23 protein-coding genes are annotated in these 22927 nt (G+C 65.4%); 10 read left to right on the top strand and 13 right to left on the bottom strand.

Annotation, left to right across the window (positions count from 1 at the left end; translation table 11 throughout):
- The first annotated feature begins 39 nt into the window (after positions 1 to 39).
- The gene (locus tag AC5RVN_RS08195; RefSeq protein ID WP_494137586.1) at positions 40 to 1392 is read left to right on the top strand and encodes an MFS transporter; all 1353 of its coding nucleotides are present in this window, start codon (positions 40 to 42) and stop codon (positions 1390 to 1392) included.
- Positions 1393 to 1475: 83 nt separating this feature from the next.
- Here the strand turns inward: AC5RVN_RS08195 and AC5RVN_RS08200 are convergent, their stop codons facing one another.
- Positions 1476 to 2222, bottom strand: a complete 747-nt coding sequence (locus AC5RVN_RS08200; RefSeq protein ID WP_494137587.1) for a putative endonuclease domain-containing protein — start codon at positions 2220 to 2222, stop codon at positions 1476 to 1478.
- Between the two features lie 320 nt (positions 2223 to 2542).
- Positions 2543 to 3127: a phosphoribosylglycinamide formyltransferase gene (purN, locus tag AC5RVN_RS08205; RefSeq protein WP_494104572.1), complete on the bottom strand. Its 585-nt coding sequence runs from the start codon at positions 3125 to 3127 to the stop codon at positions 2543 to 2545.
- Positions 3128 to 3166: 39 nt separating this feature from the next.
- On the opposite strand from purN, the gene AC5RVN_RS08210 reads away from it, so the two are divergent.
- A complete protein-coding gene (locus AC5RVN_RS08210; RefSeq protein WP_494137588.1) occupies positions 3167 to 3598 on the top strand; it encodes a hypothetical protein in 432 nt (143 codons plus the stop codon).
- Positions 3599 to 3625: 27 nt separating this feature from the next.
- On the opposite strand, the gene AC5RVN_RS08215 is transcribed toward AC5RVN_RS08210, so the two are convergent.
- A complete protein-coding gene (locus tag AC5RVN_RS08215; protein WP_494137709.1) occupies positions 3626 to 4939 on the bottom strand; it encodes a cell division protein PerM in 1314 nt (437 codons plus the stop codon).
- 155 nt (positions 4940 to 5094) lie between these two features.
- Between AC5RVN_RS08215 and AC5RVN_RS08220 the strand changes: the two genes are divergently transcribed.
- Positions 5095 to 5556: a DUF4383 domain-containing protein gene (locus AC5RVN_RS08220; RefSeq protein WP_494104570.1), complete on the top strand. Its 462-nt coding sequence runs from the start codon at positions 5095 to 5097 to the stop codon at positions 5554 to 5556.
- Between the two features lie 279 nt (positions 5557 to 5835).
- Here AC5RVN_RS08220 and AC5RVN_RS08225 read toward each other — a convergent pair whose 3' ends face one another.
- The 6 genes from AC5RVN_RS08225 to AC5RVN_RS08250 form a co-directional block, all read right to left on the bottom strand.
- The gene (locus AC5RVN_RS08225) at positions 5836 to 6696 is read right to left on the bottom strand and encodes a DUF2382 domain-containing protein (protein ID WP_494041116.1); all 861 of its coding nucleotides are present in this window, start codon (positions 6694 to 6696) and stop codon (positions 5836 to 5838) included.
- Positions 6697 to 6925: 229 nt separating this feature from the next.
- Positions 6926 to 8377, bottom strand: coding sequence for an arabinose isomerase (locus AC5RVN_RS08230; protein WP_494104569.1), 1452 nt, complete (start codon positions 8375 to 8377; stop codon positions 6926 to 6928).
- Positions 8378 to 8471: 94 nt separating this feature from the next.
- On the bottom strand, positions 8472 to 9530 hold the full coding sequence (gene rhaS, locus AC5RVN_RS08235) for a rhamnose ABC transporter substrate-binding protein (RefSeq protein WP_494137589.1): 1059 nt from the start codon (positions 9528 to 9530) through the stop codon (positions 8472 to 8474).
- Positions 9527 to 10651: an ABC transporter permease gene (locus AC5RVN_RS08240; RefSeq protein WP_494137590.1), complete on the bottom strand. Its 1125-nt coding sequence runs from the start codon at positions 10649 to 10651 to the stop codon at positions 9527 to 9529. Before AC5RVN_RS08240 ends, rhaS begins: the two co-directional genes overlap by 4 nt.
- The gene (locus AC5RVN_RS08245; protein WP_494041120.1) at positions 10644 to 11693 is read right to left on the bottom strand and encodes an ABC transporter permease; all 1050 of its coding nucleotides are present in this window, start codon (positions 11691 to 11693) and stop codon (positions 10644 to 10646) included. Before AC5RVN_RS08245 ends, AC5RVN_RS08240 begins: the two co-directional genes overlap by 8 nt.
- A complete protein-coding gene (locus AC5RVN_RS08250) occupies positions 11690 to 13240 on the bottom strand; it encodes a sugar ABC transporter ATP-binding protein (protein WP_494104565.1) in 1551 nt (516 codons plus the stop codon). Before AC5RVN_RS08250 ends, AC5RVN_RS08245 begins: the two co-directional genes overlap by 4 nt.
- 236 nt (positions 13241 to 13476) lie before the next feature.
- Here AC5RVN_RS08250 and AC5RVN_RS08255 point away from each other — a divergent pair, with 236 nt between their 5' ends.
- Complete coding sequence (locus AC5RVN_RS08255) at positions 13477 to 14649, top strand: glycosyltransferase family 4 protein (RefSeq protein ID WP_494137591.1); 1173 nt, start codon at positions 13477 to 13479, stop codon at positions 14647 to 14649.
- Complete coding sequence (locus AC5RVN_RS08260; RefSeq protein ID WP_494137592.1) at positions 14646 to 16025, top strand: UDP-glucose dehydrogenase family protein; 1380 nt, start codon at positions 14646 to 14648, stop codon at positions 16023 to 16025. Before AC5RVN_RS08255 ends, AC5RVN_RS08260 begins: the two co-directional genes overlap by 4 nt.
- Positions 16026 to 16095: 70 nt before the next feature.
- Here AC5RVN_RS08260 and AC5RVN_RS08265 read toward each other — a convergent pair whose 3' ends face one another.
- On the bottom strand, positions 16096 to 16962 hold the full coding sequence (locus AC5RVN_RS08265; protein ID WP_494137593.1) for an HAD hydrolase family protein: 867 nt from the start codon (positions 16960 to 16962) through the stop codon (positions 16096 to 16098).
- Between the two features lie 225 nt (positions 16963 to 17187).
- Between AC5RVN_RS08265 and AC5RVN_RS08270 the strand changes: the two genes are divergently transcribed.
- Entirely contained in the window at positions 17188 to 17457 is a 270-nt protein-coding gene (locus AC5RVN_RS08270; protein WP_494041125.1) for a GlsB/YeaQ/YmgE family stress response membrane protein, read from the top strand.
- Positions 17458 to 17725: 268 nt separating this feature from the next.
- Here the strand turns inward: AC5RVN_RS08270 and AC5RVN_RS08275 are convergent, their stop codons facing one another.
- On the bottom strand, positions 17726 to 18184 hold the full coding sequence (locus AC5RVN_RS08275; protein ID WP_494137594.1) for a hypothetical protein: 459 nt from the start codon (positions 18182 to 18184) through the stop codon (positions 17726 to 17728).
- Between the two features lie 233 nt (positions 18185 to 18417).
- On the opposite strand from AC5RVN_RS08275, the gene AC5RVN_RS08280 reads away from it, so the two are divergent.
- On the top strand, positions 18418 to 18969 hold the full coding sequence (locus AC5RVN_RS08280) for a dihydrofolate reductase family protein (RefSeq protein ID WP_494041127.1): 552 nt from the start codon (positions 18418 to 18420) through the stop codon (positions 18967 to 18969).
- Here AC5RVN_RS08280 and mmuM read toward each other — a convergent pair.
- Positions 18966 to 19946, bottom strand: coding sequence for a homocysteine S-methyltransferase (gene mmuM / locus AC5RVN_RS08285; RefSeq protein WP_494137595.1), 981 nt, complete (start codon positions 19944 to 19946; stop codon positions 18966 to 18968). The genes AC5RVN_RS08280 and mmuM overlap by 4 nt on opposite strands.
- 100 nt (positions 19947 to 20046) lie before the next feature.
- Here mmuM and AC5RVN_RS08290 point away from each other — a divergent pair, with 100 nt between their 5' ends.
- The 3 genes from AC5RVN_RS08290 to AC5RVN_RS08300 are packed head-to-tail and all read left to right on the top strand — an operon-like array spanning position 20047 to position 22065.
- The gene (locus AC5RVN_RS08290) at positions 20047 to 20490 is read left to right on the top strand and encodes a hypothetical protein (RefSeq protein ID WP_494041129.1); all 444 of its coding nucleotides are present in this window, start codon (positions 20047 to 20049) and stop codon (positions 20488 to 20490) included.
- Positions 20487 to 21242, top strand: coding sequence for a cyclase family protein (locus AC5RVN_RS08295; protein WP_494137596.1), 756 nt, complete (start codon positions 20487 to 20489; stop codon positions 21240 to 21242). Before AC5RVN_RS08290 ends, AC5RVN_RS08295 begins: the two co-directional genes overlap by 4 nt.
- 55 nt (positions 21243 to 21297) lie before the next feature.
- Positions 21298 to 22065, top strand: coding sequence for an IclR family transcriptional regulator (locus AC5RVN_RS08300; protein ID WP_494137597.1), 768 nt, complete (start codon positions 21298 to 21300; stop codon positions 22063 to 22065).
- Here AC5RVN_RS08300 and AC5RVN_RS08305 read toward each other — a convergent pair.
- Positions 22062 to 22826 (bottom strand): IclR family transcriptional regulator, encoded by a 765-nt coding sequence (locus AC5RVN_RS08305; protein ID WP_494137710.1) that lies wholly within the window; start codon positions 22824 to 22826, stop codon positions 22062 to 22064. The genes AC5RVN_RS08300 and AC5RVN_RS08305 overlap by 4 nt on opposite strands.
- Positions 22827 to 22927: the final 101 nt, after the last annotated feature.

The raw sequence follows: 22927 nt of genomic DNA on the forward strand, positions 1-22927 counted from the left end.
CGCCACCGGGCCCGGCTAGAGTTCTTTCAGGAGGCGGCGATGAATACTTACACCACTGTGCCGAGCGGCGAACAGGTGGTCCAGGAACTGCCCTGGCGATGGAAAGTCCAGGGCAGGATTTTTTTGATCGGGGGCCTCGGGTTCATGTTCGATGCCTGGGACGTGACCTTGAACGGCATCCTCATTCCGCTGCTTTCCAAGCACTGGGCACTCACCCCGGGCGAGGTGGCGTGGGTGGGGACGTCCAACCTGATCGGAATGGCTCTTGGCGCTTTCGTCTGGGGCACCATCGCGGACACCATCGGGCGGAAAAAGGCGTTTACTGCCACGCTGCTGATCTTTTCCCTCTTTACGGTGCTGGGCGCCTTCTCCCCCGACTTCATCTGGTTCTGCATTTTCCGGTTCATGGCCGGGTTCGGGTTGGGCGGCTGCATTCCGGTGGACTACGCCCTGGTGGGTGAGTTCACTCCCCGCAAACAGCGCGGCAAAGTGCTGACGGCCATGGACGGATGGTGGCCCGTAGGTGCCGCTTTGGCCGGCTTTGTGTCCGCCGGGCTCGTGGCCCTGTACGGCGACTGGCGGTTGACCATGCTGGTGATGGTGCTGCCGGCGCTCCTCGTCTTCTGGGTCCGCCGGAGCGTTCCGGAGTCCCCGCTGTTCCTGATCCGTAAGGGCCGGCGTGAGGAAGCGGCCAGGGTCATTGATGAGCTGGTGGCGGCTACCGGTGCGGAAGCCCGGGCCTACAGCCTCCCCGACGCCAAGGAGGTGCCGCGGCTTTCCGCCGGCAGCGCCTGGCACCAGCTGCGGCTCGTGTGGCAGTACAACTGGAAAATCACCGCTGCTGCCTGGTCACTGTTCTTCTCCATCCTGCTGGTGTACTACCTGTCCCTGACCTGGATGCCGCGCATTTTGATTGGTGCCGGCTTTGCCGAGTACAAGGCGTTCGTCACCACCGCGTCCATGGCCGCCGTCGGGCTCCTTGGCGTGATCGTGGCGGCCCTGCTGGTGGAGCGGGTGGGCCGCAAGTGGATCCTCGCCCTCACCGGGCCGCTGTCCGCACTGACCCTGGTGATCGTGGCCATCGTGGTGGACATCCCGACGGCGGCAGTGTTCTGGCTGCTGGTGTTCGGGTTCGTGGTGCAGGTGGCCATCCCGGTGCTCTACGCCTACGTCTCAGAGCTCTACCCCACTGAGCTGCGGGGAACGGGCTTTGGCTGGGCCTCCACGTTTTCGCGGCTCGGCGCGGGTTTTGGGCCGTTGATTTTCGCGAACTACTTCTGGCCGGAACTGGGCCTGGCCACATCCTTCGCCCTCGCGGGGGGCTTGGTGCTGCTGGCCGTTTTGTGGATGGCGTTCTTCTCCCCGGAAACCAAGCAGCGCCGCCTCGAATAACCCGCTCCCCTCCTCCCCCCTCCCCTCCCAACTGACTCGCAGTTGTTGTCGTTTTGAGCCCTGAAAACGACAGCAACTGCGAGCTACTTTTCCGGCCAGCCCCGGGCGACGAGTGCGCAGCGGACCTTGCGGACCGCGGCCTTCGCCTCGAGTTGCATGTGGCGCTTGGATATCCTCACCAGCAGCCAGCCGGCACGGCTGAAGTCCTCTTCGCGGGCAATGTCCCGGTCAATCTGCGCCGCCTCCGAGTGTCCCTCGCCGTCGTACTCCACTGCTACCTTCTGTTCCGGATAACTCAAGTCGCGTTGCCGTACGACGCCGGCACTCAGTTCCGTGGGTGTGTTCAGCAGGGGTTCGGGCAGGCTATTGTCCTCCAACGCAAGCCGGAGCCTCGTTTCCGGGGCGGAGTCTGAACCCACTTTCGCCTGGTCCAGCGCCACCCTGGCCTTCCTGATGCCCGGAGTTCCCTTGTGCCGGTCCAGCATGTCAGCCAGTTCTTCCCGGGTGGCGTATGGCTCCTTCCCGCCCTCAAAGTCGAGCCGCGGAATCCGGAGCAGGTGGTCCGCCACCACTGTCAGCTCCGTGATGCTCATTCGCCGCGAGCAGTCCAGCCAGGTTCGCAGCCTGCTGGTCACCAGCAGCCCGTTGACGGACACAATCTCGTCGTTGAAGAACTGTCCCACATGGCCCACTACGCCCCTGCGACGTGGAATGGCCATCGTGTCGGGCCGCGAGATGTGGATGAGCGGATCCGTTGCTGCGGGCAGAAACCCGGGAAACTGCCAGAACGTGAACGCTGTGGCATGGGACGCGGCTGAAAACTCCGTCACCCGCGAAAACGGACGGATGGCTTCCGGTGTGAACCGCTCAGCCGGAGCGGGTGTGTCATGAGGCTCCCGTATGCCACGGCTGGGTGAATACAGCGCCCGGTGCCGTAACGGCCTGAGGCTCACGCCGGCGTCGACTGCCTCCTGGAACGTGTGAAAGGTGCCAGGGCCAGCTGCTCGGGCAGGGGACGAGGGGTCTTCACCACTCAATGCTGGCACCCCTGCAGTGCCCTTCGGCGGTTGTCCACAGGCTAAAGCGTCACCCGGCCATCTGACTCGCAATACTTGTCGTTTTGCGGGCTCAAAACGACAACAAATGCGAGCTAGTTGGGGAGGCCGGAGCGGGGGGTTGCAGCGAAGGAGGCCAGGGTGGACACCAGCAGCCGGCGTTCCACCACCTTGATGCGCTCGTGCAGGCTTTCCTCGGTGTCTGACTCTTCGATGGCCACGGCCTCCTGGGCGATGATGGGGCCCGTGTCCACCCCGGCGTCCGCCCAATGCACGGTGCAGCCGGTCACCTTCACGCCATAGGCCATGGCGTCGCGCACGCCGTGGGCCCCGGGAAAGGACGGGAGAAGGGCGGGATGGGTGTTGAGGTATCTGCCGCCGAACGCGTCGATGAACCCCGGGCTCACAATCCGCATGAACCCCGAGGAAACCACCACATCGGGCTCGAACCCCGCGACGGCCTCGGTCAGGGCAGCGTTCCACTCAGCCCGGTCCGGGTAGGCTTTGAAGTCAACCACGAACGTCGGGATGCCGGCCGCCGCAGCCCGCTCCACCCCGAAAGTGCCTGGCCGGTCGGCACCGACGGCGGCGATCTCGATGTCCAGTTCCCCTGCCTTAACCGCGTCGATAACTGCCTGGAGGTTGGACCCGGTTCCGGAAACGAGGACGACGATACGCATGGCACTAGCTTATGGGCAGCCTCGCGTAGGCTGGAAAACATGAACAGCACACCGGAACCGGCTGGATGGCAGCGCACAAAACAGCCGCTCAGCGAGGCAGCGAAGGCCTCGCTTGCCAAGACTCATACTCTGTTCCGGATCTTCGTGGTGACGGTGCTGGGAGCGTTCTTCGTCTACCAGCTGGACGTCAACTACCTTTGGCTTACAGCACTCCTGACGGCCGCGAGCATTGCCCTTGGCGTGGTTCTGCTGGTCCGGGCAGCACGGTTGAAGGAGTCCCGGCTGGTCCTCATTGGTACGATTTCCGGCCTGGTGGTGTCCGCCATCATGGTGCTGCTGATTCTGGTCACATCGCTGTTCTTCAACGATATTAGTGAGTATCAGGCGTGTGTCGGACGGGCCCTGACGGATCAGGCGCAGTCGGCATGCCGCGTGCAGCTGGAAGAATCCTTGCCCTCGCAGCTCCCCTAGAGCCGCCTCCCTTGAAGGCAGCACGACCTATCGGACCAATTCAGCGTCCTGTTCCACTGCCGGTTGCTCACGTTCCAGCCAGGGTCCGGCCGCGTAGCCAATGACGACGCCGGCTCCCACCTCCGCCGCCACCCAGACTCCCGTCCATAAAGGGTCGGGTCCGATATCCGTGAGGCGTCCAATCCCCGCGGAGCCACGCGCCAGCCAGGCCAGAGCGGCAGTCAGCAACCCGGCCGCCAGTCCGCAAAGAATCCCGAGAACCAGGGTTGAAACGGCGGCCGTGAACCAGCGCACCCGGACCTTGATGGCAAGCCATTCGTCGAAGTGGTTCTCCCCTTCCCGGAGGAACCACCAGCCCGCCAGGACACCGGCCAGCACCGGGACGATCAAGGCAACAAACGCGTACTCCAGGGGACCGGACGGGATGGCGGCGAGCACCGGAATCGAAGGCAGCGGACCGACGGCGGTCCCCAGCGGGCCCACCTGGGAACCGGCGCCCATGGCAAAGCCGGAACCCGACGTCCAGGCCAGGGCAAAAACGACGAGGTTTGGCAGGAAGCCCAGCTGCGCGATGGTGAGTGCGGCACCTCCCACCGCGCCGGCGTCGAGCGCTTCGTACACCGCGACCACGAGGTTCCAGTGGATCAAAAGGTCAACGGCCAGCAGCACCGCGGCCAGTACCAGGGCAGAAAGCACCGCAACAAAACCGGCCTTCGCGGCCGAGGCGAGATAGGACCCGGCCCAGCGGGAGTGCTGGCTGGTGCGGGAAATCCAGTCCACCGCGTCGACGCCGATCAGCCGGCTCCAGGAGCCGGCCTCGCGCCGTGCGCCGACCACCATGCCCAGGGCGAAAGGAATAAGGGGGATGAACATTGCGTGCCACGCATTGATCCCGACGTCAGGCGTGCGGCAAATGAAGCCGGTCGCCGCTCCGAAGGCCGAGTACACCACCCAGGACCCGAGGAGTGCCTGCCACAGCTGGTCCGTATAGGAGGCACGGGCCAGCCGGCGGCCGGCGCGCCAGGCAAGCAGGAAAGGGATCAGGGTCAAACCAAGCGGAACGAGCGCGAGCAGTCCGGCACCGGAAGCGGCGGCGGACTCCGAACCAGCAGCAGTCAGTTCCAGGGGCACGCCATGGACCAGCAACCAGGACTGCCCGGCCAGGCGCGCCAGGAAATCGAAGGCTCCGTCCTGGAAACCGGCGGTAGCCCAGACAGCGAGGATTGGCGCCAGCACCACCAGTGCCGAGATGAAGGCTGCCTGGGCCGTTTCAACGGCGCCCTGCAGCCACAAGGGCATGGGAAGGCCACGGTTTCCGGTCTGATCAGCGCGCAGTTTCATCGATGTCCATGGTGTCACGGGCACGTGTCTTGGCCCGTGACCGACAGGCGCAACGCCGCGGCCGACTGGATGTTCAATGGGGCTCGTGCCGGCGCTTTTCGCAGTGGTCCGCCGTAAAATTGAAGCGTCCACTATTAGTGGTTGGAGGCAAGAAAATGACTACCGCATCCCACCATGCGCACGGCGTTCACTTTGGACGGGCAGACGTCCAGAACGTGGGCATGGGAGTGGGGATCGTTTTGATGCTGGTGGGCGTCCTGGGGTTCATCCCCGGCGTCACCACCCAGTACAGCGAACTGATGTTCCTCGGACCGGCTTCGCACGCCATGTTCCTCGGGCTGTTCCAGGTGTCCATGCTGCTCAACATTGTGCAGCTGGCCATCGGTGCAACCGGCTGGGCGATGTCCCGTACAGAACATGGAGCACGGAACTTCCTTCTGGGAGCGGGTGCGCTGTACATCGTCCTGGCCATTTTCGGGCTCATTGTCGGAGTCGATTCAGCGGCCAACTTCCTGTCGCTGAACGTGATGGACAACTGGACCCACCTGGTGCTGGGCGTTGCAATGATCGCTGCCGGCTGGCTGTTCTCGAGGAACATGACCGCCGACAGGAGGTAGCCCGGAATCCGTAACCCGGGAAACAGGAGCCGCGAATGAGAGAAGAACCCTAAGTTCTGAAGATATTCGTCCTACTGGCTGGTGCAGTCGCCGCTTTCCGGGCGGCTGCACCAGCATCTCCGCGGCCGGCAGGCACCAGCAGCAGGCCGACCCGGCACAAGAGAAATACCGCATGCACAACGACGCCGGAAGCCCCCAAGTGGACTCCCGGCGTCGTTTGCTGTGGCTGCCTGGCGCCGGTCCGTTCAGCGGCGCGTCAACAGTACTTTTATGCGGGGATCAGAGCCGCCGGTCGTCATCGCGGCGCAGGTCGCGGTCGATGCCGTCGCCGTCGGCTTCGATGTGCTCCTTGCGGACTTCCTCGTTGACCGTGACGTTCTCCTGGACAACGTCCTTGTCGAGGCGCACGCGCTCCACCGGGACCGTTTCCTTCTGAACCACGGGGCGTTCCTCGTGCAGGATCACTTCGTGTTCCTCTTCGCTGATGTCCGGGCCGTCGAGGGCCGCTCCGCGATTGGCGTCCGTGATGGGCTCGCGCTCCAGGCGGACTTCTTCACGCTGCACCGGGACGGTCGTGGTGACGTTTTCCGTGGTGACGTACTTCCGGAGCCTTGCCCTGCCGGCAGCCTGCCGCTCGGTGCCCACGCGGAGCTGTTCCTCTGAGCGGGTCATGGCGTCATCGGTGGTGGGGCCGGACGTGTCGTGGCCTACGGTGTCTCGGTCGGATGCGTAGCCTGCGGTCCCGGCGTTGGGAGTGCCGGCGTTCAGGTCTGCATCACCTTGCAGGTCCACATCGCCACGGGTGGTGTCCGAGTAGGTCCGGGCACCACGCTCGTAGTAGGTGTACAGCCGGTCCTCTTCCTCAGGGGTGAGGTGTCCGTCGACGTCGACGCGCGGGGCGTCCTTGACGTGTTCCTTGCTGTAGGGAACCACGAGGTCATCACCCTGGGTGTGGGCACCTTCAACGGGGACGAAGGACTGGGAAGTGCCGAAAAGTCCCGTCTTGACGGTGACCCATGTCGGCTCGCCCGTGTCGTCGTCCGCGTACAGCTGACCGATCGAGCCGATCTTCTCGCCGTCGGAACCGACGACGTTGCCGCCCTTGTGGAGCAGGCTTTCAATGTTTTCCCTGTTGAGCATGACGTCTCCTTGGATTTGTCGTTGCGCTGGGCATAGCTGGCCATGGATGTCCCGGCACCGGTTATCCCGGCACTCGGCCTCCGCCCTCTCTGCTGAAGGCTGTGCGCTAGCTGCCCCCCTACCGTAAGCATGCTTAGCATCAAAAGGGAAGTCTGCTTAGTAATTTATTTCGTGTTGGCCTCTGTAACCAGGACTGACCAGCACCTTTCCGGGCAAAAAGTCTGGCGCCTCATGGCAGCGACACATGCCGGTGTTCGAGTCCCAACAGCGAGGCCGCGGCCTTGATGTCCGCGGCCCGGTGCCCAAGGCACAGGGCCCAGTGGTGACCGATCCCGGTCTGGCTCCACCGGTCCACCCAGATCCCTGGATCCCCGCCGAAGTTCACGCGCGAAGTAGTGTTTCCGATGGCCAGCAGCGGACCCGGAACCACCGTCCCTTCCGACGTCACGAAAACGTACTTGCCATCCGGGTCCTGGCCCAGGCCGAGGGTGGTGACAGGACCGGGCTGGACGTCGAACTCGACCGAAACTCCCCACCCGCGCTTGCCGTGATAAACGCCCAGACCACGCAGGAGTGGATCCTTTGAGGAGACAGCCAGGTGTGCGGGGCCGTCATGCCCCATCTCCACCACGTTGTCGAAAAAGTTCAGGGCTTGGATCTCGGTGAAGGAACCGCCGGCGCCGATGGCTTGGGCAGCGAGCATGGCAATGGAGGTCCGCAGCTCGTACTCCCCTGCCATGGGAATTCCACGGGCCGTCAGGATCGAGGAGCCCAGGATCATGCCGGCGCCCAGCCGCTCATGCTGCTCCCCCGCGAGTCCGCGGTGGTAATAAGCAACAGAGTCCAGGTCAAAGTCTTCCACCAGCCGGTCCAGCCCGACTGAAACCCTGGCACCCCAGGCGAAGTCGTCGTCGTTGACGGACTCATCGAGGACGAACAGCTCACGGGCCAGGGAGAGCCGCTCGGACACCTCGGCGTCGGTCACGGCCTTCACCCGTTCCCGCAGGTCATCAAATTCGAGCACTTCCACGTGGGATCCGAAGCTCGTCGAGACGGTGGTGAGGTCGGTGGCGACGTCCAGCATGCCCGGATACAGGTGCCCCATCAATCCGTGCCGTGCGTTTCTGAGCCTGGCCCGGACGCCTGCTGCGTGGACCCACTGGTTGATCCGTTCCCAGGCCGAGTCCTGCTTCAAATGCCCCGAGACGGACCGAAAGTCGATCCCCGCCCGGCGGAAAACGTTAGCTACCTCAGGCACCGGGCATTGGCCGCAGTAGGCCAGCCATGCACCGGTGTCGAAATTTGCGTGGTCCATCGCTTCGGTGGGCTGAAGGTCGATGACCAGCACCGGGCTCCCGGAGCGCTGGGCTACGGGCAGAACCATGGAGGACGTCAGGTAGGTGGCGAGGAAGATGACGATCAGGTCGCAGTCAGCCTGCCGGAGCTTCTCCCCCGCCGTAACGGCCTGGGTGGCATCGGAGATGAAGCCCGCGTCCACCACCTCCGCGTCCAGCTCTCGAAAGCGGGAGGTGACGTACCGGGCTGAATCCTCAAGCTGGGGCAGGAGGTCCGGGAACTGGGGCCAGTACGCACCCAGTCCCCCGGATACCAGGCCGATCCGGGTGGGCCGCCGCCGGTGGGGCTCCAGCAGTTCCGCAGCGTTCCTTTTGGTGGGCGACATGGCAGCCTTCCCTTCCGGGGAATTTCTTGCTCAACACGAGGCCGCGGAACGCCGGGCGGGCCATGGGAGCCCGCCCGGTGTGCACCCCGCAGCGCTAGAAGTTGTACTGGTCGATGTTCTCGGTGTTGAAGACGGTTGGCGGGCCAACAATGACCACGCCGCCTTCTTCGATCGTCCGGTCGCCCAGTTCCCCGGCCGTGAACTTGTCGCCTGCGGCGCCGGTGATCTTCCCTTCCACGAGGGCCTTGCCGGCGAACGCCGCGACGTATCCGAGCTGGGCGGGATCCCAGAGGGCGAACTCCTTGACGGTGCCGTCCTTGACGAATGGTCGCATCTCGTTGGGCAGCCCCAGCCCGGTCAGCGCGACTTTGCCCTTGTAGGCCGAGGTGGAGAGGTACCTGGCCGTGGCGGCGATCCCCACGGTGGTGGGCGAAATGATGCCCTTCAGGTTCGGGTGTGCCTGCAGCAGGCCCTGGGCTTCCTGGAACGACTTGGTGTCGTCGTCATCGCCGTAAACCTTGGCCACCAGTTTGATGTCCTTGTAGGCAGGGTTCGATGCCAGGTCCTCCTCCATGAACTTGATCCACTCGTTCTGGTTGGTGGCGTTCGCCGTGGCGGAGAGGATGGCGATTTCGCCGGAGCCGCCAATCTGTTCGGCGATCAGCTTCGTTTGGATCAGGGCCACTTCCTTGGCTACCACCTGGCTGATGAAAACGTCACGGCAGTCAGGGTTGGCGTCCGAGTCGAAAGCGACAATCTTGGCACCGGCGGAACGGGCCTCGCCCAAGGCCGTACAGACGGCGTCGGGATCGTTGGCGGCGATAACGATGACGTTGGTGCCCGCCTGGGTTTCGGCGTTGATGAACGAGACCTGGCTGGACGCCGAGGCTTCCAGGGGACCCACCACCTGGGAGGAGGCGAAGCCCGCTTCCTGCGCGCCGTCCTTGCCGCCGCCGAGGACAACGTCCGTATATGGGTTGTTCAGCTGCTTGGGGATGAAGGTGATCTTTTGCTCCTCAACCGCGGCGGAGGTCTCCCCCGTGGTCCCCGTTCCGCCGCTGCATGCCGTCAGGGCCATGGCTGCCGCCGCCGTGACGGCCACCAGCGGGGCCAACCTCGGGCGGCTGCCTGTCTTTTTTCGGTTCAACATCATTGTTTTTCCTTTTCCCTTGTTTGGTCGTTGCTGGTGGCGGAGGTGCCCCGGCTGAAGCTCTGGCGGACCCGCCGGTTGTGCTGCCATTCCCGGACGGCGGAGCCTATGCTCGGCGCCACCACGGAGAAGATGAGCAGCAGGCCCGTCACGGTGATGAGGACGACGTCGGACACCCGCCCGAGCCGCAGTGCATAGTTCAGGCTGCCGATCAGCAGCACACCGGCGATCACGCCGGGTATGGTGCCCTTGCCACCGAAGATCGATACACCGCCGAGGAGCACGGCGGCGATGACGGCCAGTTCCAGCCCCGAGGCGTTGTCGCTCCGCGCACTGGTATAGCGCAGCGTCCAGTAGATTCCGGCCAGGGCTGAGACCGCACCGGAGGCCACGTACAGCCAGAATTTGCTGCGCGCCACGTTGATGCCCACGAAGTTGGCCGCTTCCTTGCTGTACCCCATGGCGTAGAGCCCCCGCCCAAAGGGCGTGAAGTGGAGCAGAACGCCGAAGATCACCATGATGAGTACGACGCCGATCATCACCGTGGGGATGCCGGTGGCACCGAGCTTGGAGGTGAAGAAGGCTGTCAGGGGGCGGGGGAAGTTGGCTACGGCATTGTCCCCGATGACTACCAGGGCAAGGCCGCGGAAGAGTGCCAGCGTGCCGATGGTGACCGCGAGCGAGGGCAGTCCCAGGACAGCGATCAGGAAGCCGTTGAACATTCCCGCGCCGATTCCGCCTAGCAGGCACAGCGCCAGCACCAGCCAGATGTCCAGTCCGGCCGCCCACAGCACGCCCATCAGGGCGCTCGTCAGCCCTGCGATGCTGGCCACCGAAAGGTCGATTTCGCCAGTGACGATGATGAGCGTCATGGGCATCGCGATCAGGAGGACGGGAATGACGTCCAGGAGCAGGAAGCCGGTGGTCACCGGTGAGGCGAAGCGCGGGATGGCGATTGCGGCGTATATCAGGAATGCCAGGAGTACGTAGATGGTGATGGCGTCACGGCTGGCAAGGATGCGGGCAGCGCCCGTTTTTCCCTTGGGTTCGGTGGCCAGCGGCTTGGTGCTGTCGGCAACGGGCGCAGCCGCAGTGGTGCTGCTGGGCGTAGTGGTCTCAGACATTCCGGGCCTCGCTTATCCGCAGTTTCCGGGCCGTCCGCAGGCTGGCCAGGCGGTCGATGACAATGGCCGTGAGGATCAGGATGCCCACGATGGCCTGCTGCCAGAACTTGTCCACCCGGAGCGCGGTCAGGGAGCTGGTGATGGTGGTCAGGAGCACGGCTCCGAGGGCCGCGCCGGCCACGGTTCCGCTGCCGCCGAAGATGGCCACGCCGCCCACCACCGCGGCTGCCACCACATCCAGTTCCATTCCCGTCCCGGTGGTTGCTCCGACGGAGTTGAAGCGGCTGGCGTAGAGCACTCCGGCCAGGCCGGCGAGCGCTCCGTTGGCGAGGAAGGCGAGGAATACGCGTTTGGACACCTTGATGCCGAGGACCTTCGCCGCTTCCGGGTCCGAGCCAATGGCGTAGAGGTCGCGGCCGGGACGGGTGCCGGCCATGTACACGGCCACCGCCGCCACCACTGCAATGGCAAGGAGGGTGATGATCGGAAAGCCGAGCACTGTGTCCACGGACAGTGCCCCGAATGCCTCCGGCCGGTCCCCGGCGAAGTACTGCTTGCCGCCGGCCCAGGCGTTGTTGAGCCCGCGGAACACGTAAAGGGTTCCCAGGGTGATCACCAGCGCCGGCACTTTGGCCACCGTGACCAGGAAGCCGTTGAACATGCCGAGCAGCGCGCCGAAGGCCATGCCCAGGAGCAGGACGGCCAGGATGGGAAGGTCCGGCATGGCGGCGAAAATTGAACCGGTGCCGAACGCCACCAGCCCCAGCATGGAGCCGACGGACAGGTCGATGTTCCGCGTGATGATGAGCAGGGTCTGTCCGGCTGCCAGGATGATGATGATGGTGGCGTTGAGCAGCAGGTCCTTGATTCCCTGCGGGGACAGGAACAGCGGGTTATTCAGGAAGGTGATAAGCACCAGCAGCGCCAGCGCAACCAGGACGGGGAGCTCACGCAGCCTCAGGAGCGGGCCGATCCCGCCGCTGCCGCCGCCGGTGCGGTCCGCCGTCGTGCCTTTCTCCTGGTGCTTGAGGGTTGAACTCATTCCGGAACTCCTGCCGTGGAGGTTGCCGCGTGCATTACCGATTCGGGGTCCGCATCTGCCCTGTCCAGCTGGGCGGTGATCCGGCCCTCCCGCATCACCAGGACGCGGTCTGCCATGCCAAGGACCTCGGGAAGCTCGGAGGAGATCATCAGGATGGCGATTCCGCGTCCGGCGAGATCGGAAATAAGCCGGTGGACTTCGCTTTTGGTGCCCACGTCGATGCCGCGGGTGGGCTCGTCGATGATGAGCAGCTTGGGATCGGTTGCCAGCCACTTGGCCAGCACCACCTTTTGCTGGTTGCCGCCGGAGAGTGTGGAGACGGCGTGCTCCTGGGAGCCGGCCTTGACCTGCAGGCGTTTGCTCCATTCCTTCGCCGCCGCACGTTCCTTGCCGCCGTTGATGAGCCCTGCCGTCGCGAACTTGTTCCGAAGGGTGAGCGTCACGTTCCGGGCAACCGACAGGTTCATCACCAGCCCCTGCTTGCGCCTGTCCTCCGGCACGAAGCCCAGCCCGGCGGCGATGGCCGCCTGGGGGTTGCGGGCCTTCAGCGGCTTGCCCTCCACAGAGACCTGTCCGGCGTCGTACGGGTCGATGCCGAACACCGCACGGGCCACCTCGGTCCGCCCGGCACCTACCAGGCCCGCCAGGGCAACGATTTCACCGGCCCGGACTTCGAAGCTGATGTCCCGGAATACCCCGGATCTGCTGAGGCCCTCGACTTTAAGTACTGTGTGTCCGATGTCCGCTTCGGCTTTGGGGAACAGCGTTCCGATGTCCCGGCCCACCATCTCGCGGACGATCTTTTCCACGGTGACCTCGGCAGTCCGGTGGGTTGCGATGTAGCGGCCGTCCCGCATCACGGTGATCCGGTCGCACAGGTCAAAAACCTCGTCAAAACGGTGTGAGATGAACAGGATGCCGGTTCCCTTGTCCCTCAGCCCGCGGGCCACTGCAAAGAGCCGGTCCACTTCCACCCCGCTGAGCGCCGCCGTGGGTTCGTCCATCACCAGCACCTTGGCCTCAAGCGAGATGGCCTTGGCAATTTCGATGATCTGCTGGTCCGCAATGGACAGCCCCTCCGCCACCCGGGAGGGATCGATGGGCACGCCCAACCGGTCGAACAGTTCGGCGGCCTGCCGCCGCATCTCGGCGCGGCTGATCAGCCGGGACCGCCCCTTGGGCTGCCGGCCGATGAAAATGTTTTCCGCCACGGTGAGGTCCGGGAACAGGGTGGGTTCCTGGTAGATGACGGAGATGCCGGCGGCCTTGCTCTCCGCCACGTTGCGGAAGTGGACAGGCTGACCGCTGAGCCGGAAATCCCCCGAGTCCGGATGGTAGAGGCCTGCGAGGATCTTCACCAGGGTGGACTTCCCGGCGCCGTTCTCGCCCACCAGCGCATGGATTTCCCCGGCGCGGATCTCCACTGTGCCGTCCGCGAGGGCCACGACTGGACCGAAGGTTTTGGCGGCGCCGGTCAGCGAGAGCACGGGTCCGCCTTGCTGGACGCCCGGTGCGTGCCCGGGAGGATTGCTGCGATCGTGCTGCATAAATTGAACCGCGTCTCTGAGGTCTTTGCTACAACAATGAATCGTTTCATAACGTTCAGGTGATTGAATCATAAAGCCGCTGAAACAGCACGGTCAATAGAGTTTGCCGCTGCCGCTGCATTCGTGACTCATCCGTGTTCCAACAGGTCCCCGGCGGTCCTGTTGTTTCCCCAACCTTTCCCGCGGCGTCACATCCGGTCCCCCGCGCGGCAACGCAGCCCGCCCACGGTGGAGGGGTGAGGATCGCGATAGTTGCTGAGTCATTCCTGCCGCTGATGAACGGCGTAACGCATTCCATCCTGCAGGTGCTGGAGCACCTCGAGGACCGGGGCGATGACGTCCTGGTCATCGCGCCCTCCACCCTGGACGGGGAAGCGCCGGCCCGTGTCCGGGGCGCCGAAATCCACCGGCTGCCGGCGGTTCCGCTGGCGGGCTATACGAACGTTCGGGTGGCGATGGGCGGTGTGTACCGGGTCAAGCGAATCCTTGCCGACTACGCACCGGACGTCGTCCACCTTGCCTCGCCGTTCGTCCTCGGCTGGCGGGCGGCACAGGCCGCGCGGCAGCTGGGCATCCCCACCGTTGCCATCTACCAAACCGAGGTTCCCAGCTATGCGGCGCGGTACGGGGTGCCGTTCCTGGAGAACTGGGCCTGGAACCGCGTGGAGAACATCCACCTGCTCGCCACCCGCACCCTGGTGCCCTCAACGTTCGCGCTGAACCAGTTGCGCGGCCGCGGCATCCCCAGGGTGGAGATGTGGCGCAGGGGCGTTGATACGGCGCGGTTTTCGCCGGAAAGGCGCGACGACGGCTGGCGGGCTTCCGTGGCCCCCGGCGGCGAGCGGATCATCGGCTACGTAGGGCGGCTGGCCGTGGAGAAGCAGGTGGAGGACCTGGCTGCCCTGGCCGGCATCCCCAACACGCTGCTGGTGGTTGTGGGCGACGGACCCCAGCGGGCGGCCCTGGAAGGCGCCTTGCCGGACGCCGTTTTCACCGGCTTCCTGGGCGGGGACGAATTGGCACGCGCTGTGGCGTCCTTCCACCTGTTCGTCCATCCCGGCGAATTGGAGACGTTCTGCCAGACCATCCAGGAGGCCATGGCATCGGGTGTGCCGGTGGTGGCCACGGGCCGCGGCGGGCCCTTGGACCTGGTGGAGAACTCCCGGACGGGCTGGCTCTACGAACCCGGGAACCTCGCCGGGATGCGCGCCCGTGTGGTGGACCTGATGGGCGACGACGCCAAGCGCCGCGCGTTCGCCGCGGCGGCCCACGCGTCGGTGCAGGACAAGACATGGCCGGCGCTTTGCGGACAGCTGGTCCGCCATTACGAGCAGGTCCTGGCGCTGGGACAACGCCCGCCAGGTTCCATAGCCGAGCCTGCGGCATCAGGGCGAGGGTGGGAATCATGAGAATATCCGTGATCGGCTGCGGCTACCTGGGCGCGGTGCACGCAGCCACGCTCGCATCAATGGGCCACACAGTGGTGGGCATCGACGTCGACCCCGGGAAGGTGGCGCAGCTGGCACGCGGCGCGGCACCGTTCCACGAACCCGGGCTGGACGAACTGCTGCAGGACGGCCTGGCCACCGGCCGGCTGACTTTCTCCACCGCAGCGGCCGCCGCAGGCGGCGCGCAGGTGCACTTCCTGTGTGTGGGTACTCCGCAGCACAAAACGTCCGACGCCGCTGACCTCACCTACCTGGTCTCCGCGGCGGAGGCGCTGCTCCCGCACCTGGCGGCAGGCGCCGTCGTCGTCGGAAAATCCACAGTGCCGGTGGGTACCGTGGACATGCTCCGCGGCATACTGGCCGCACGGCCGGACGTGCTGCTGGGCTGGAACCCCGAGTTCCTCCGGCAGGGCACCGCCGTGAAGGATTCACTGGTACCGGACCGGCTGGTCTACGGCGTGGACGGCGGCAGGGCCGGCGCGTTCAATGCCCGGACCGGGGCGCCCCTCGGCGTGACGGCCGCTCTGGACGCCGTCTACGAACCCCTGCTCGCCGCCGGGATCCCCCGCCTGGTCTGCAACTTCGCCACCGCGGAGCTGATTAAGTCGGCAGCGAACGCGTACCTGGCCACCAAAGTCAGCTTCATCAACGCCATGGCCGAACTCTGCGATGCATCGGGTGCGGACGTGGCGGAGCTGGGTGAGGCGATGGGCATGGACCCGCGGATCGGCGGGCGGTACCTGCATGCCGGGCTGGGGTTCGGCGGGGGCTGCCTGCCGAAGGACATCCGGAGCTTCCGTTCCCAGGCCTCGGCCCTCGGGGTTGCTGCCGTGGACGACTGGATGCGGCTGGTGGACAACGTGAACCTGGGCCAGCGGGAGCGGACTGCCAGCCTCGCTGCCGAGCTCTGCGGCGGAAGCCTGGCAGGGCGTTCCCTGACCGTGCTGGGCGCGTCATTCAAGCCGGACACGGACGACATCCGCGACTCCCCCGCCCTTGATGTTGCCGACCGCCTGGCAGCTGCCGGCGCACACGTGACCGTCACCGATCCCACGGCGGTCAACCAAGCCTGGCGGCGCTACCCGCGGCTCAGGTTTGAGGCTTCCACGGAGCGGGCGCTCGAGGGCGCCGAACTGGTGCTGCTCCTGACCGAATGGGACGAGTACCGGCGCCTGTCACCTGCCGTGGCGGGCAGGCTGGTACGACGCCGGGTGGTGCTGGATGCGCGGAATGCCTTGGACGCTGCCGCATGGCAGGCGGAAGGCTGGGTGCTGCGCGGACTGGGGACAGGAAGCGTGGAGGTGCCCGCTTTGGAGCGGGCCGTTCCCCAGCTTTAGCTCAGTAGCACAGCCCGGTTCAGGGGTCCCGGCGCAGGTCGTGAGGGCTGCCTGGCTTGGAGTTGTGAGCTCAGCCCAGGAGGCCGAGCTCGGCAAAGGCGAGCGCCACTCCGTTTCCGGACGGGCCGGGAGTAGTCCTGTCCGCCACTGCCAGCACGGCGGGATGGCCATCCTCGACGGCGATACCGGTTCCTGCGTACTCGAGCATCTCGATGTCATTGGCGCTGTCGCCGATGGCCACAATGTCCGCCCGGTCCAGGTCCAGGTGGGCTTCCACCGCCTGGATGCCCACCGCCTTGTGTGTGCCGGCCATGAAGATCTCGCCGGCGCGGTCGCCAAGCGCTGACAGGGAACCGGGGATCAGTCCCACGTCCGGGCCGAGACCGGCCATGAGTTCCGTCAGCGGCACGGGCGAGTCGAAGCACGAGATTTTGGCGAAGGACGCACCGCGCAGGTCGTCGCTGTACTGCATGGGCCCCAGGATGTCCTCGAGTGGATCAACGTCAGTACTCAGGACGCCATCGTGCCCGGACCGGCCAGCGAACACGGGGCCAAGCACCTGCCTGAGCCGCTGGTCCACGCCGGTGCGGCCGTACAGCGCCTCCGGTGCTTCCAGGATGTACGCTGCGTCCACGGCGTCGAGCGTTTGCACGATGAGGGCTGCCAGGCCGGGTTGAAACCGCGTGTCCTTGAGGACTTGCCCGTTGAGCTCCACCCGGGCGCCGGCGCCGGTGATGATGCCATCGAACCCAGTTTCCAGGATGTGGCCGGGGACCATGGACAGCGGCCGCCCGGTGCAGACGAAGACCAGATGGCCCAGCCCGCGTGCTGTGCGGACCGCCTCAACGTGTGCCTGGGGAGCCAATCCGTGGTCCGCGTAGGTGCCGTCGATATCGAGGAAGACGGCACGAGGCCGGAAGGACTGCTGCCTGGACATGCCGGAGCTCCTAGGTAGGTGGCGGGACAGTTCAACTCTATCGAAAGCCCGCCGGGTCCCCGACGGGCCGCTGGCCCCTCACCTGCTGAAACATGCATTCCCGCCAGCGAAACTGACAGCCATCCCGTGATATTTGAAGTCTTGAAGTGCAGTAGGCACACTGCTTGAATTATGGAACCGGAAATGGGGGCCCGGCACAACTTAACTAATTTAAGGAGTGACAACATGGGCATTCTAGGATTTCTCATTTTGGGCCTGATCGCCGGAGCTATTGCAAAGGCCATCCTCCCGGGCCGTCAGGGCGGAGGCTGGGTGATCACCCTGGTCCTCGGCGTCGTCGGCGCTATCCTGGGCGGTTGGATCGGCTCGCTGGTTTTCGGTGGCGGTCTGGCTGAATTCTTCGATATCCGCACCTGGCTCCTGGCAATTCTGGGGTCGATTATCGTCCTGCTGGTTTACGGGGCAGTCACCAACCGCAGCCACCGCCGCGTGTAACTTCCGAAACCAATTTTTTTCAAAGGGCCGGGCGCCGTTCTCCGCGTGCGGAGAACGGCGCTTTTGCTTGCCCTGGCGTCTGGAATGGCCTCCGGCACGAATACCGGCTGCAGGACCTGCCGGTGGACACGGTCACAATCGACAAGACCTTTGTGTCGATGGTCCGCACGGGCACGGAGAGGCTGCCTATCCTGCCCTGGGCAAATAGAGCCGGGCTTAGGCAAATAGAGCCGGGCTTAACAGGATGAAAGCGTCCCGGGAGCCCGGGCTAAGCTGCTTTCTTGGAGCCGGACTTCTTCTGGCCCGGGCTCTTCTGCATGGGCTTCTTGGCGGCGGGCTGCTGCTGGGCAGGCTGGTCCTGGACCGGCTGTTGCGGTGCAGTCTGGCGCTGTGCAGCGGGTTGGGCCGCGGCTTCAGCTACGTATTCCGGTTCCGCTGCCGGAGTTTGCTGACTGCCGGCTTCTGCCTGGACACCGGCTGCTTCCGCGGCCCGGTTGCGCTTCCACCGCCGGAGCAGGTCCGCGGCAGCCCAAGCGCCTGCCAGGGGGGTGAGGACCGCCGCGCCGTAGACGAAGAGTATCCAGGTGAGGGTTGTCAGCGGGGACTGGCTGTTGTTCAGGAGGGACAGGCCGCCCAGAAGCCCCACGGCCCAGAAAAGGACCACTGCGGTGAGCACCGCGGCGGCCGGGAAATACTGGTTGGACACGATTTTTTTCAGGGTTTCCATGCACTTCCTCCTGCCTGGCCGGGGCACGGCAAAAGCCGTTCAAAACCAGTATGGCGTTCCCCGGCCGGGAAACCCGGCAACACGCAGGGAGTGGTGACGAACCTAACGCCTGGCCGCCATACGCCTCCGCCCCGCGGCCCTCTTCCCTCCCGCCGGCGCACCTAATACGGTGGACCTGTCCGGCCACGCGGAGCCGGCGTGCCCGCACCATTGGTGCCATCCTGGAGGTCCTCATGCGCAAAGTCACTGCCGGTCTGTTCCACTCCGTGGACGGCGTGGTGTCCGATCCCTACAAGTTCCAGTTCGACAGCTTTGACGCCGAACTGGGTATTGGGATGACCCGGATGATGGAAACCGTGGACACTGTGGTGCTGGGCCGGGTGAGCTACCAGGAGTGGGCGGCCTACTGGCCGAACGCTTCGGTGGATGAGGACTTTGCGGCATTCATCAACCCCGTGGAAAAGTTCGTGGCATCCCGGACGCTGAAGGACCCGCTGGAATGGCAGAACTCGCAGCTGATGGACTCCCCGCTGGAGGAGTTCATAGCCAAGCTGAAGGAGCGCGACGGCGGCGAAATCGCCGTGTGCGGCAGCATCTCGGTGACGCGGCAGCTGTTGTTCGCCGGGCTGCTTGATTCCCTCACGCTGATGACCCACCCCGTGGTGGCCGGCAGTGGCCGCCGCCTCTTTGAGGACGGCGACCCCACCACGCGCCTTGTCCTTCAGGACCAGTACCGCACCAGCAAGGGCAACGTCATCAGCACCTACGGCCGGCTCGAAGGCTAAGCGGGCGGGATAGCAGCTGCGACAGCGACGATGTCGGCGGGCGTGGTCCGGCAGCAACCACCAATGATGCGGGCCCCGGCCTTCTGCCAGGCAGCAGTCCCCTCCGCCAGGGTGCGGGGCTGCGTCTTCTGGTCCGTTCCAGGACCCGATCCGGTGTTCCCGCTTGCTTCGGCAGGTCCCCAGGTCTTGGTCACGGGATCGTAGGCCTCCCCGGAGTTGGGATAGGCCACCAGCGGTTTGCCGGTGGCCTGGCCCAGCGCGGCCAGCGCGGGGCTGACCAGTCCCAGCGGCACGCAGTTCACGCCAATGGCTGCAATATGGGGCTGCGTGTCCAGGAGTCCGGCCACGGCTGCCAGCGGAGTGCCGTCACTGATGTGCGTCCCATCCTGCAGGGAGAAGGAAAACCAGGCTTCGACGTCGTATTCCTGGCTCAGGGCCAGGAGTGCCTCGGCTTCTGCGAACGAGGGCAGGGTTTCGCAGGCGAGGAAATCGACGCCTGCATCCACCAGCGCCGCTAAGCGGGGACGGTGGAAGTCCCGGAATTCGCGCGGTGTCAGGACATAGTCCCCGCGGTATTCCGAGCCGTCCGCGAGGTAGGCACCGTACGGGCCGACGGATCCGGCAATCAGCAAAGGTCCGTCTTCGGGGGCGGCGGCCAGATGCTCGCGGCTGGCCTCATCCGCCAACCTGACCGACAACGCCACCAGCTCCAACGCCTCCTGCTCCCCCATCCCCCGCCCGGCAAACCCCTGGGGCGTGGCCTGGTAGCTGGCCGTTGTCGCAATCCTGGCACCTGCTGCAAAGTAGTCGGCGTGGACGGCCTTGATCACTTGGGGTTGCTCAAGCAAAACCTTCGCCGACCACAAGGGATCGTCGAGGTTGCAGCCGCGGGCCTCCAGCTCGGTGGCCAGGGCGCCGTCGGCGGGCAGGTGCCTGCCTGATTCCAGCAGGGATGACAGCATCGCATTGACAGGCATGCAGTCATAATACGCATCTTCTTATGCTTGTAATGATTATTTCTTTCTGTCACGATGGCAGGCAACCGTCAGCCCGGCGGGAGGAAAAGAGGACAGGTTCTTGGACGTTCAACTTCATCCGGTACGCAAGCTGCGCGTGCATTGGCCCATCAGCGGCACCACCTTCGCGCAGCTCGCCAAAGGCAAAGCGAGCGCCTTCCGCGACGATCCCGGCATCGCGCATCTCCTTCAGGCTCTCGCGCAGTTCCAGGAGTTGGGCGACTTTGGCAGCTACAAGCATGTATTCGAATCCGGCCTGGGTTTCGAGGGCTTCACCACGTCCGAGGGCGCCAATCCGACATTAGGCCGCGTGGGCGAGCAGACCCTGTCTCCAACGTTTGTGTTCACTACCTACTTTGATGCCTCCCTGGAGGATGCCGCCGTGGAACGCTTCATGCGCCAGATCGTGGAGATCCACCCGTGGGAAGTACCCGTCATCGAACTCACCGGCCCGATCAGTGTGTCCAGCAGTGCACTGGCACCCCAGGGAGCTGCTGCATCATGACGGACACCACCATCACTGCTTCCCTGTGGGACAACCTGCAGCAGCTGCTCGCAGGCAGGCAGTTCGTCGACCTGACGCACGCCTTCCACCCCGGGCAGCCACACTTTGCCGCCTTCCCGGATGAGGAACGCGAAGCGCTCTTCGACCTGGAGAAGGGTGACGGGTTCACCGCGCACCGCTATTCGATCGTGGGCCAGTGGGGAACCCATGTGGACCCGCCCTCGCACTTCATCCGCGGCGGCAGGACCCTGGATCAAATCCCCGTCCGGGAGATGATCCTTCCGCTCGTGGTCCTGGACATCTCCGCGCGGGTGGCCGGCAACCCGGATGCCGTCCCTACCCTGAAGGACGTGCAGGACTGGGAAAACCGGAACGGCGCCATCCCCGCAGGCGCTTTTGTGGCCCTGCGCACCGGCTGGAGCAGCCGCTGGCCGGATCCGGACGCCATGGCCAACCGCGACAAGGACGGGTTGAGCCACACGCCAGGCTGGTCCTTTGAGGTGCTGTCCTTCCTGGTCAACGAGCGGTCGATTGCAGCCGTAGGCCATGAGCAGACGGACACAGACCCCGGCCTGGCCACCTCCCGGCAGGATTTCAGCCTGGAAACCTACGTCCTGGCACAGGACCGCTGGCAGATTGAACTGCTGGCCAACCTGGACGGGCTTCCGGAGTCCGGCGCCGCCATCATGGCAACCTGGGCCAAACCGCTGAGCGGCAGCGGCTTCCCGGCGCGTGTCATTGCCATCTGCTGAGTCCGCCCACCGCGGGCCGGCGGCGGGCCCGGACGCCCTCCACTAAACTCAGTCCATGCCTAAAACCTCCAGCATGGGCCGCGGAATCATGGCCGTCCTTGCTGTTGGCGCACGCCACGCAGCAGGACACCCCGGCGGGACAGTGGCAGACATCGCCGTGGACCTGGGCAAGGACCGCAGCCAAGTGTCTCGCAACCTGCGCAGCGCGGAGCAGGAGGGCTTCCTCACCCGCACCAGCCAGCGCACCTACACTCTGGACTGGTCCGTCCTCACCGATGCGCAACTGCTGACGGAACGCCGTTTACAGTCCGACGGCGGCAGTGCCCTGGAAGCGCTGGCCCGCCAAACTGACGAAGCATGCTTCCTCGGGGTCCTCAGTGGCGACAGCACGGTGACCATCGGCGAAAGCGTCCCGGCAAGCAGCAACCTGGTGGGCTCCTGGCTTGGCCGGCCCTACCCCGCCTACTGCAGCGACGCCGGGCAGGCAGTGCTGTGGGAAGCATCGGAGGCAGAGGTGCGGACTGTCTTCGCGGACGTCGACTTCGTGCGCCACGGCCCCAACACGCCCGCCGGCGTTGAAGACTTCCTGGCGCGCCGTGATGCCGCCATGGCACGGGGTTACACCATCGTGGACGAGGAGGCCGAACCGGGCCTCTACTCCCTGGCCGTCCCCATTCGGGATTTCAAGGGGGACGTGGTGGCGGCGCTGCAGATCGTGGGCATCAAGGAACGTCTGGAACCGCGCCGGGAGGCATGCGCGGCGGCTTTGGCCGCACAGGGACGGTGGCTCGAGAGCAGGCTCGGCCACCAGCCACAGGACTAGCCGGGCGCCGAAAAGGATCCGAGCCGTTCCGCTGCACTGGTGAGCGCCGCGCCGGCGTCGGTCCGGGAGCCGATCCTGGCCGGGCTTCCCAGCACGCTGAGCGAGGCCAGGATGGCACCGCCGGCGCCGCGGACGGGCACCGCGAATTCCACCACGTTGTGCTCGAATTCCTCCGCAGCCGAAATGTAGCCGGCGGCATGGTCCCGGACCATCCGGTCCCACACGCCAGAAGTGGAATGGGCAGCCCCCGGGCCACCGATGCCGACGTAATTGACGTCCTGGAGCAGGGCCTCCAGGGCGGGACGGTCATGGTCCCACAGCAGCGCCCGGCCGGCACCGGTGCACCATACCGGAGTCACCATGCCCGGCTTCACGAAGCTTCCGGGAACGGCATCGTTGCTTGAACTTCGAACCAGGATCACGCGGTAGCCGTCCCGGACCGAGAGCCGGGCCCGCAGCCCCAAAGAGGCCACCAGCGCCTCCAGCACTCTTTTCGCTTCCCTGACCCAGCCCGTATTCAGCGAGGCGGCGAGGGTGAAAAATCGTTGGCCGGTGCGGAACGGGCCGCGGTCCACGCGCTCGAGCAGCCCGAGGTCACACAACTCCTGGGTGAGCCGGGAGACGCGGCTTTGCTCCATGTCCAGCTCGGCCGCCAGCTGGGAAACCCCCAGCAGTTGCCGGCCCCGCTTCTCGCGGTCGGCCACCAGCCATACGATCCGGAGGCCCTGCGCCATTGACGACGCCTCAGCGGAAGGATCCACTCTCATTTGCCCTCCCCGCCGGAAACCTCGCCCTATTCTGCCACGGCAGCATCGTTCCAACAGGAACGCCGGAAAGAACGACGGCGGCCGGCGGGAAGGTG

The organism is Arthrobacter sp. sptzw32, assembly GCF_059089735.1.

Coding starts and splice junctions, on each gene's coding strand:
- AC5RVN_RS08195 (WP_494137586.1), top strand. CDS start 40: ATGAATACTTACACCACTGTGCCGAGCGGCGAACAGGTGGTCCAGGAA.
- purN (WP_494104572.1), bottom strand. CDS start 3,127: ATGCGTATCGTCGTCCTCGTTTCCGGAACCGGGTCCAACCTCCAGGCA.
- AC5RVN_RS08210 (WP_494137588.1), top strand. CDS start 3,167: ATGAACAGCACACCGGAACCGGCTGGATGGCAGCGCACAAAACAGCCG.
- AC5RVN_RS08215 (WP_494137709.1), bottom strand. CDS start 4,939: ATGAAACTGCGCGCTGATCAGACCGGAAACCGTGGCCTTCCCATGCCC.
- AC5RVN_RS08220 (WP_494104570.1), top strand. CDS start 5,095: ATGACTACCGCATCCCACCATGCGCACGGCGTTCACTTTGGACGGGCA.
- AC5RVN_RS08225 (WP_494041116.1), bottom strand. CDS start 6,696: ATGCTCAACAGGGAAAACATTGAAAGCCTGCTCCACAAGGGCGGCAAC.
- AC5RVN_RS08230 (WP_494104569.1), bottom strand. CDS start 8,377: ATGTCGCCCACCAAAAGGAACGCTGCGGAACTGCTGGAGCCCCACCGG.
- rhaS (WP_494137589.1), bottom strand. CDS start 9,530: ATGATGTTGAACCGAAAAAAGACAGGCAGCCGCCCGAGGTTGGCCCCG.
- AC5RVN_RS08240 (WP_494137590.1), bottom strand. CDS start 10,651: ATGTCTGAGACCACTACGCCCAGCAGCACCACTGCGGCTGCGCCCGTT.
- AC5RVN_RS08245 (WP_494041120.1), bottom strand. CDS start 11,693: ATGAGTTCAACCCTCAAGCACCAGGAGAAAGGCACGACGGCGGACCGC.
- AC5RVN_RS08250 (WP_494104565.1), bottom strand. CDS start 13,240: ATGCAGCACGATCGCAGCAATCCTCCCGGGCACGCACCGGGCGTCCAG.
- AC5RVN_RS08260 (WP_494137592.1), top strand. CDS start 14,646: ATGAGAATATCCGTGATCGGCTGCGGCTACCTGGGCGCGGTGCACGCA.
- AC5RVN_RS08265 (WP_494137593.1), bottom strand. CDS start 16,962: ATGTCCAGGCAGCAGTCCTTCCGGCCTCGTGCCGTCTTCCTCGATATC.
- AC5RVN_RS08270 (WP_494041125.1), top strand. CDS start 17,188: ATGGGCATTCTAGGATTTCTCATTTTGGGCCTGATCGCCGGAGCTATT.
- AC5RVN_RS08275 (WP_494137594.1), bottom strand. CDS start 18,184: ATGGAAACCCTGAAAAAAATCGTGTCCAACCAGTATTTCCCGGCCGCC.
- AC5RVN_RS08280 (WP_494041127.1), top strand. CDS start 18,418: ATGCGCAAAGTCACTGCCGGTCTGTTCCACTCCGTGGACGGCGTGGTG.
- mmuM (WP_494137595.1), bottom strand. CDS start 19,946: ATGCCTGTCAATGCGATGCTGTCATCCCTGCTGGAATCAGGCAGGCAC.
- AC5RVN_RS08295 (WP_494137596.1), top strand. CDS start 20,487: ATGACGGACACCACCATCACTGCTTCCCTGTGGGACAACCTGCAGCAG.
- AC5RVN_RS08300 (WP_494137597.1), top strand. CDS start 21,298: ATGCCTAAAACCTCCAGCATGGGCCGCGGAATCATGGCCGTCCTTGCT.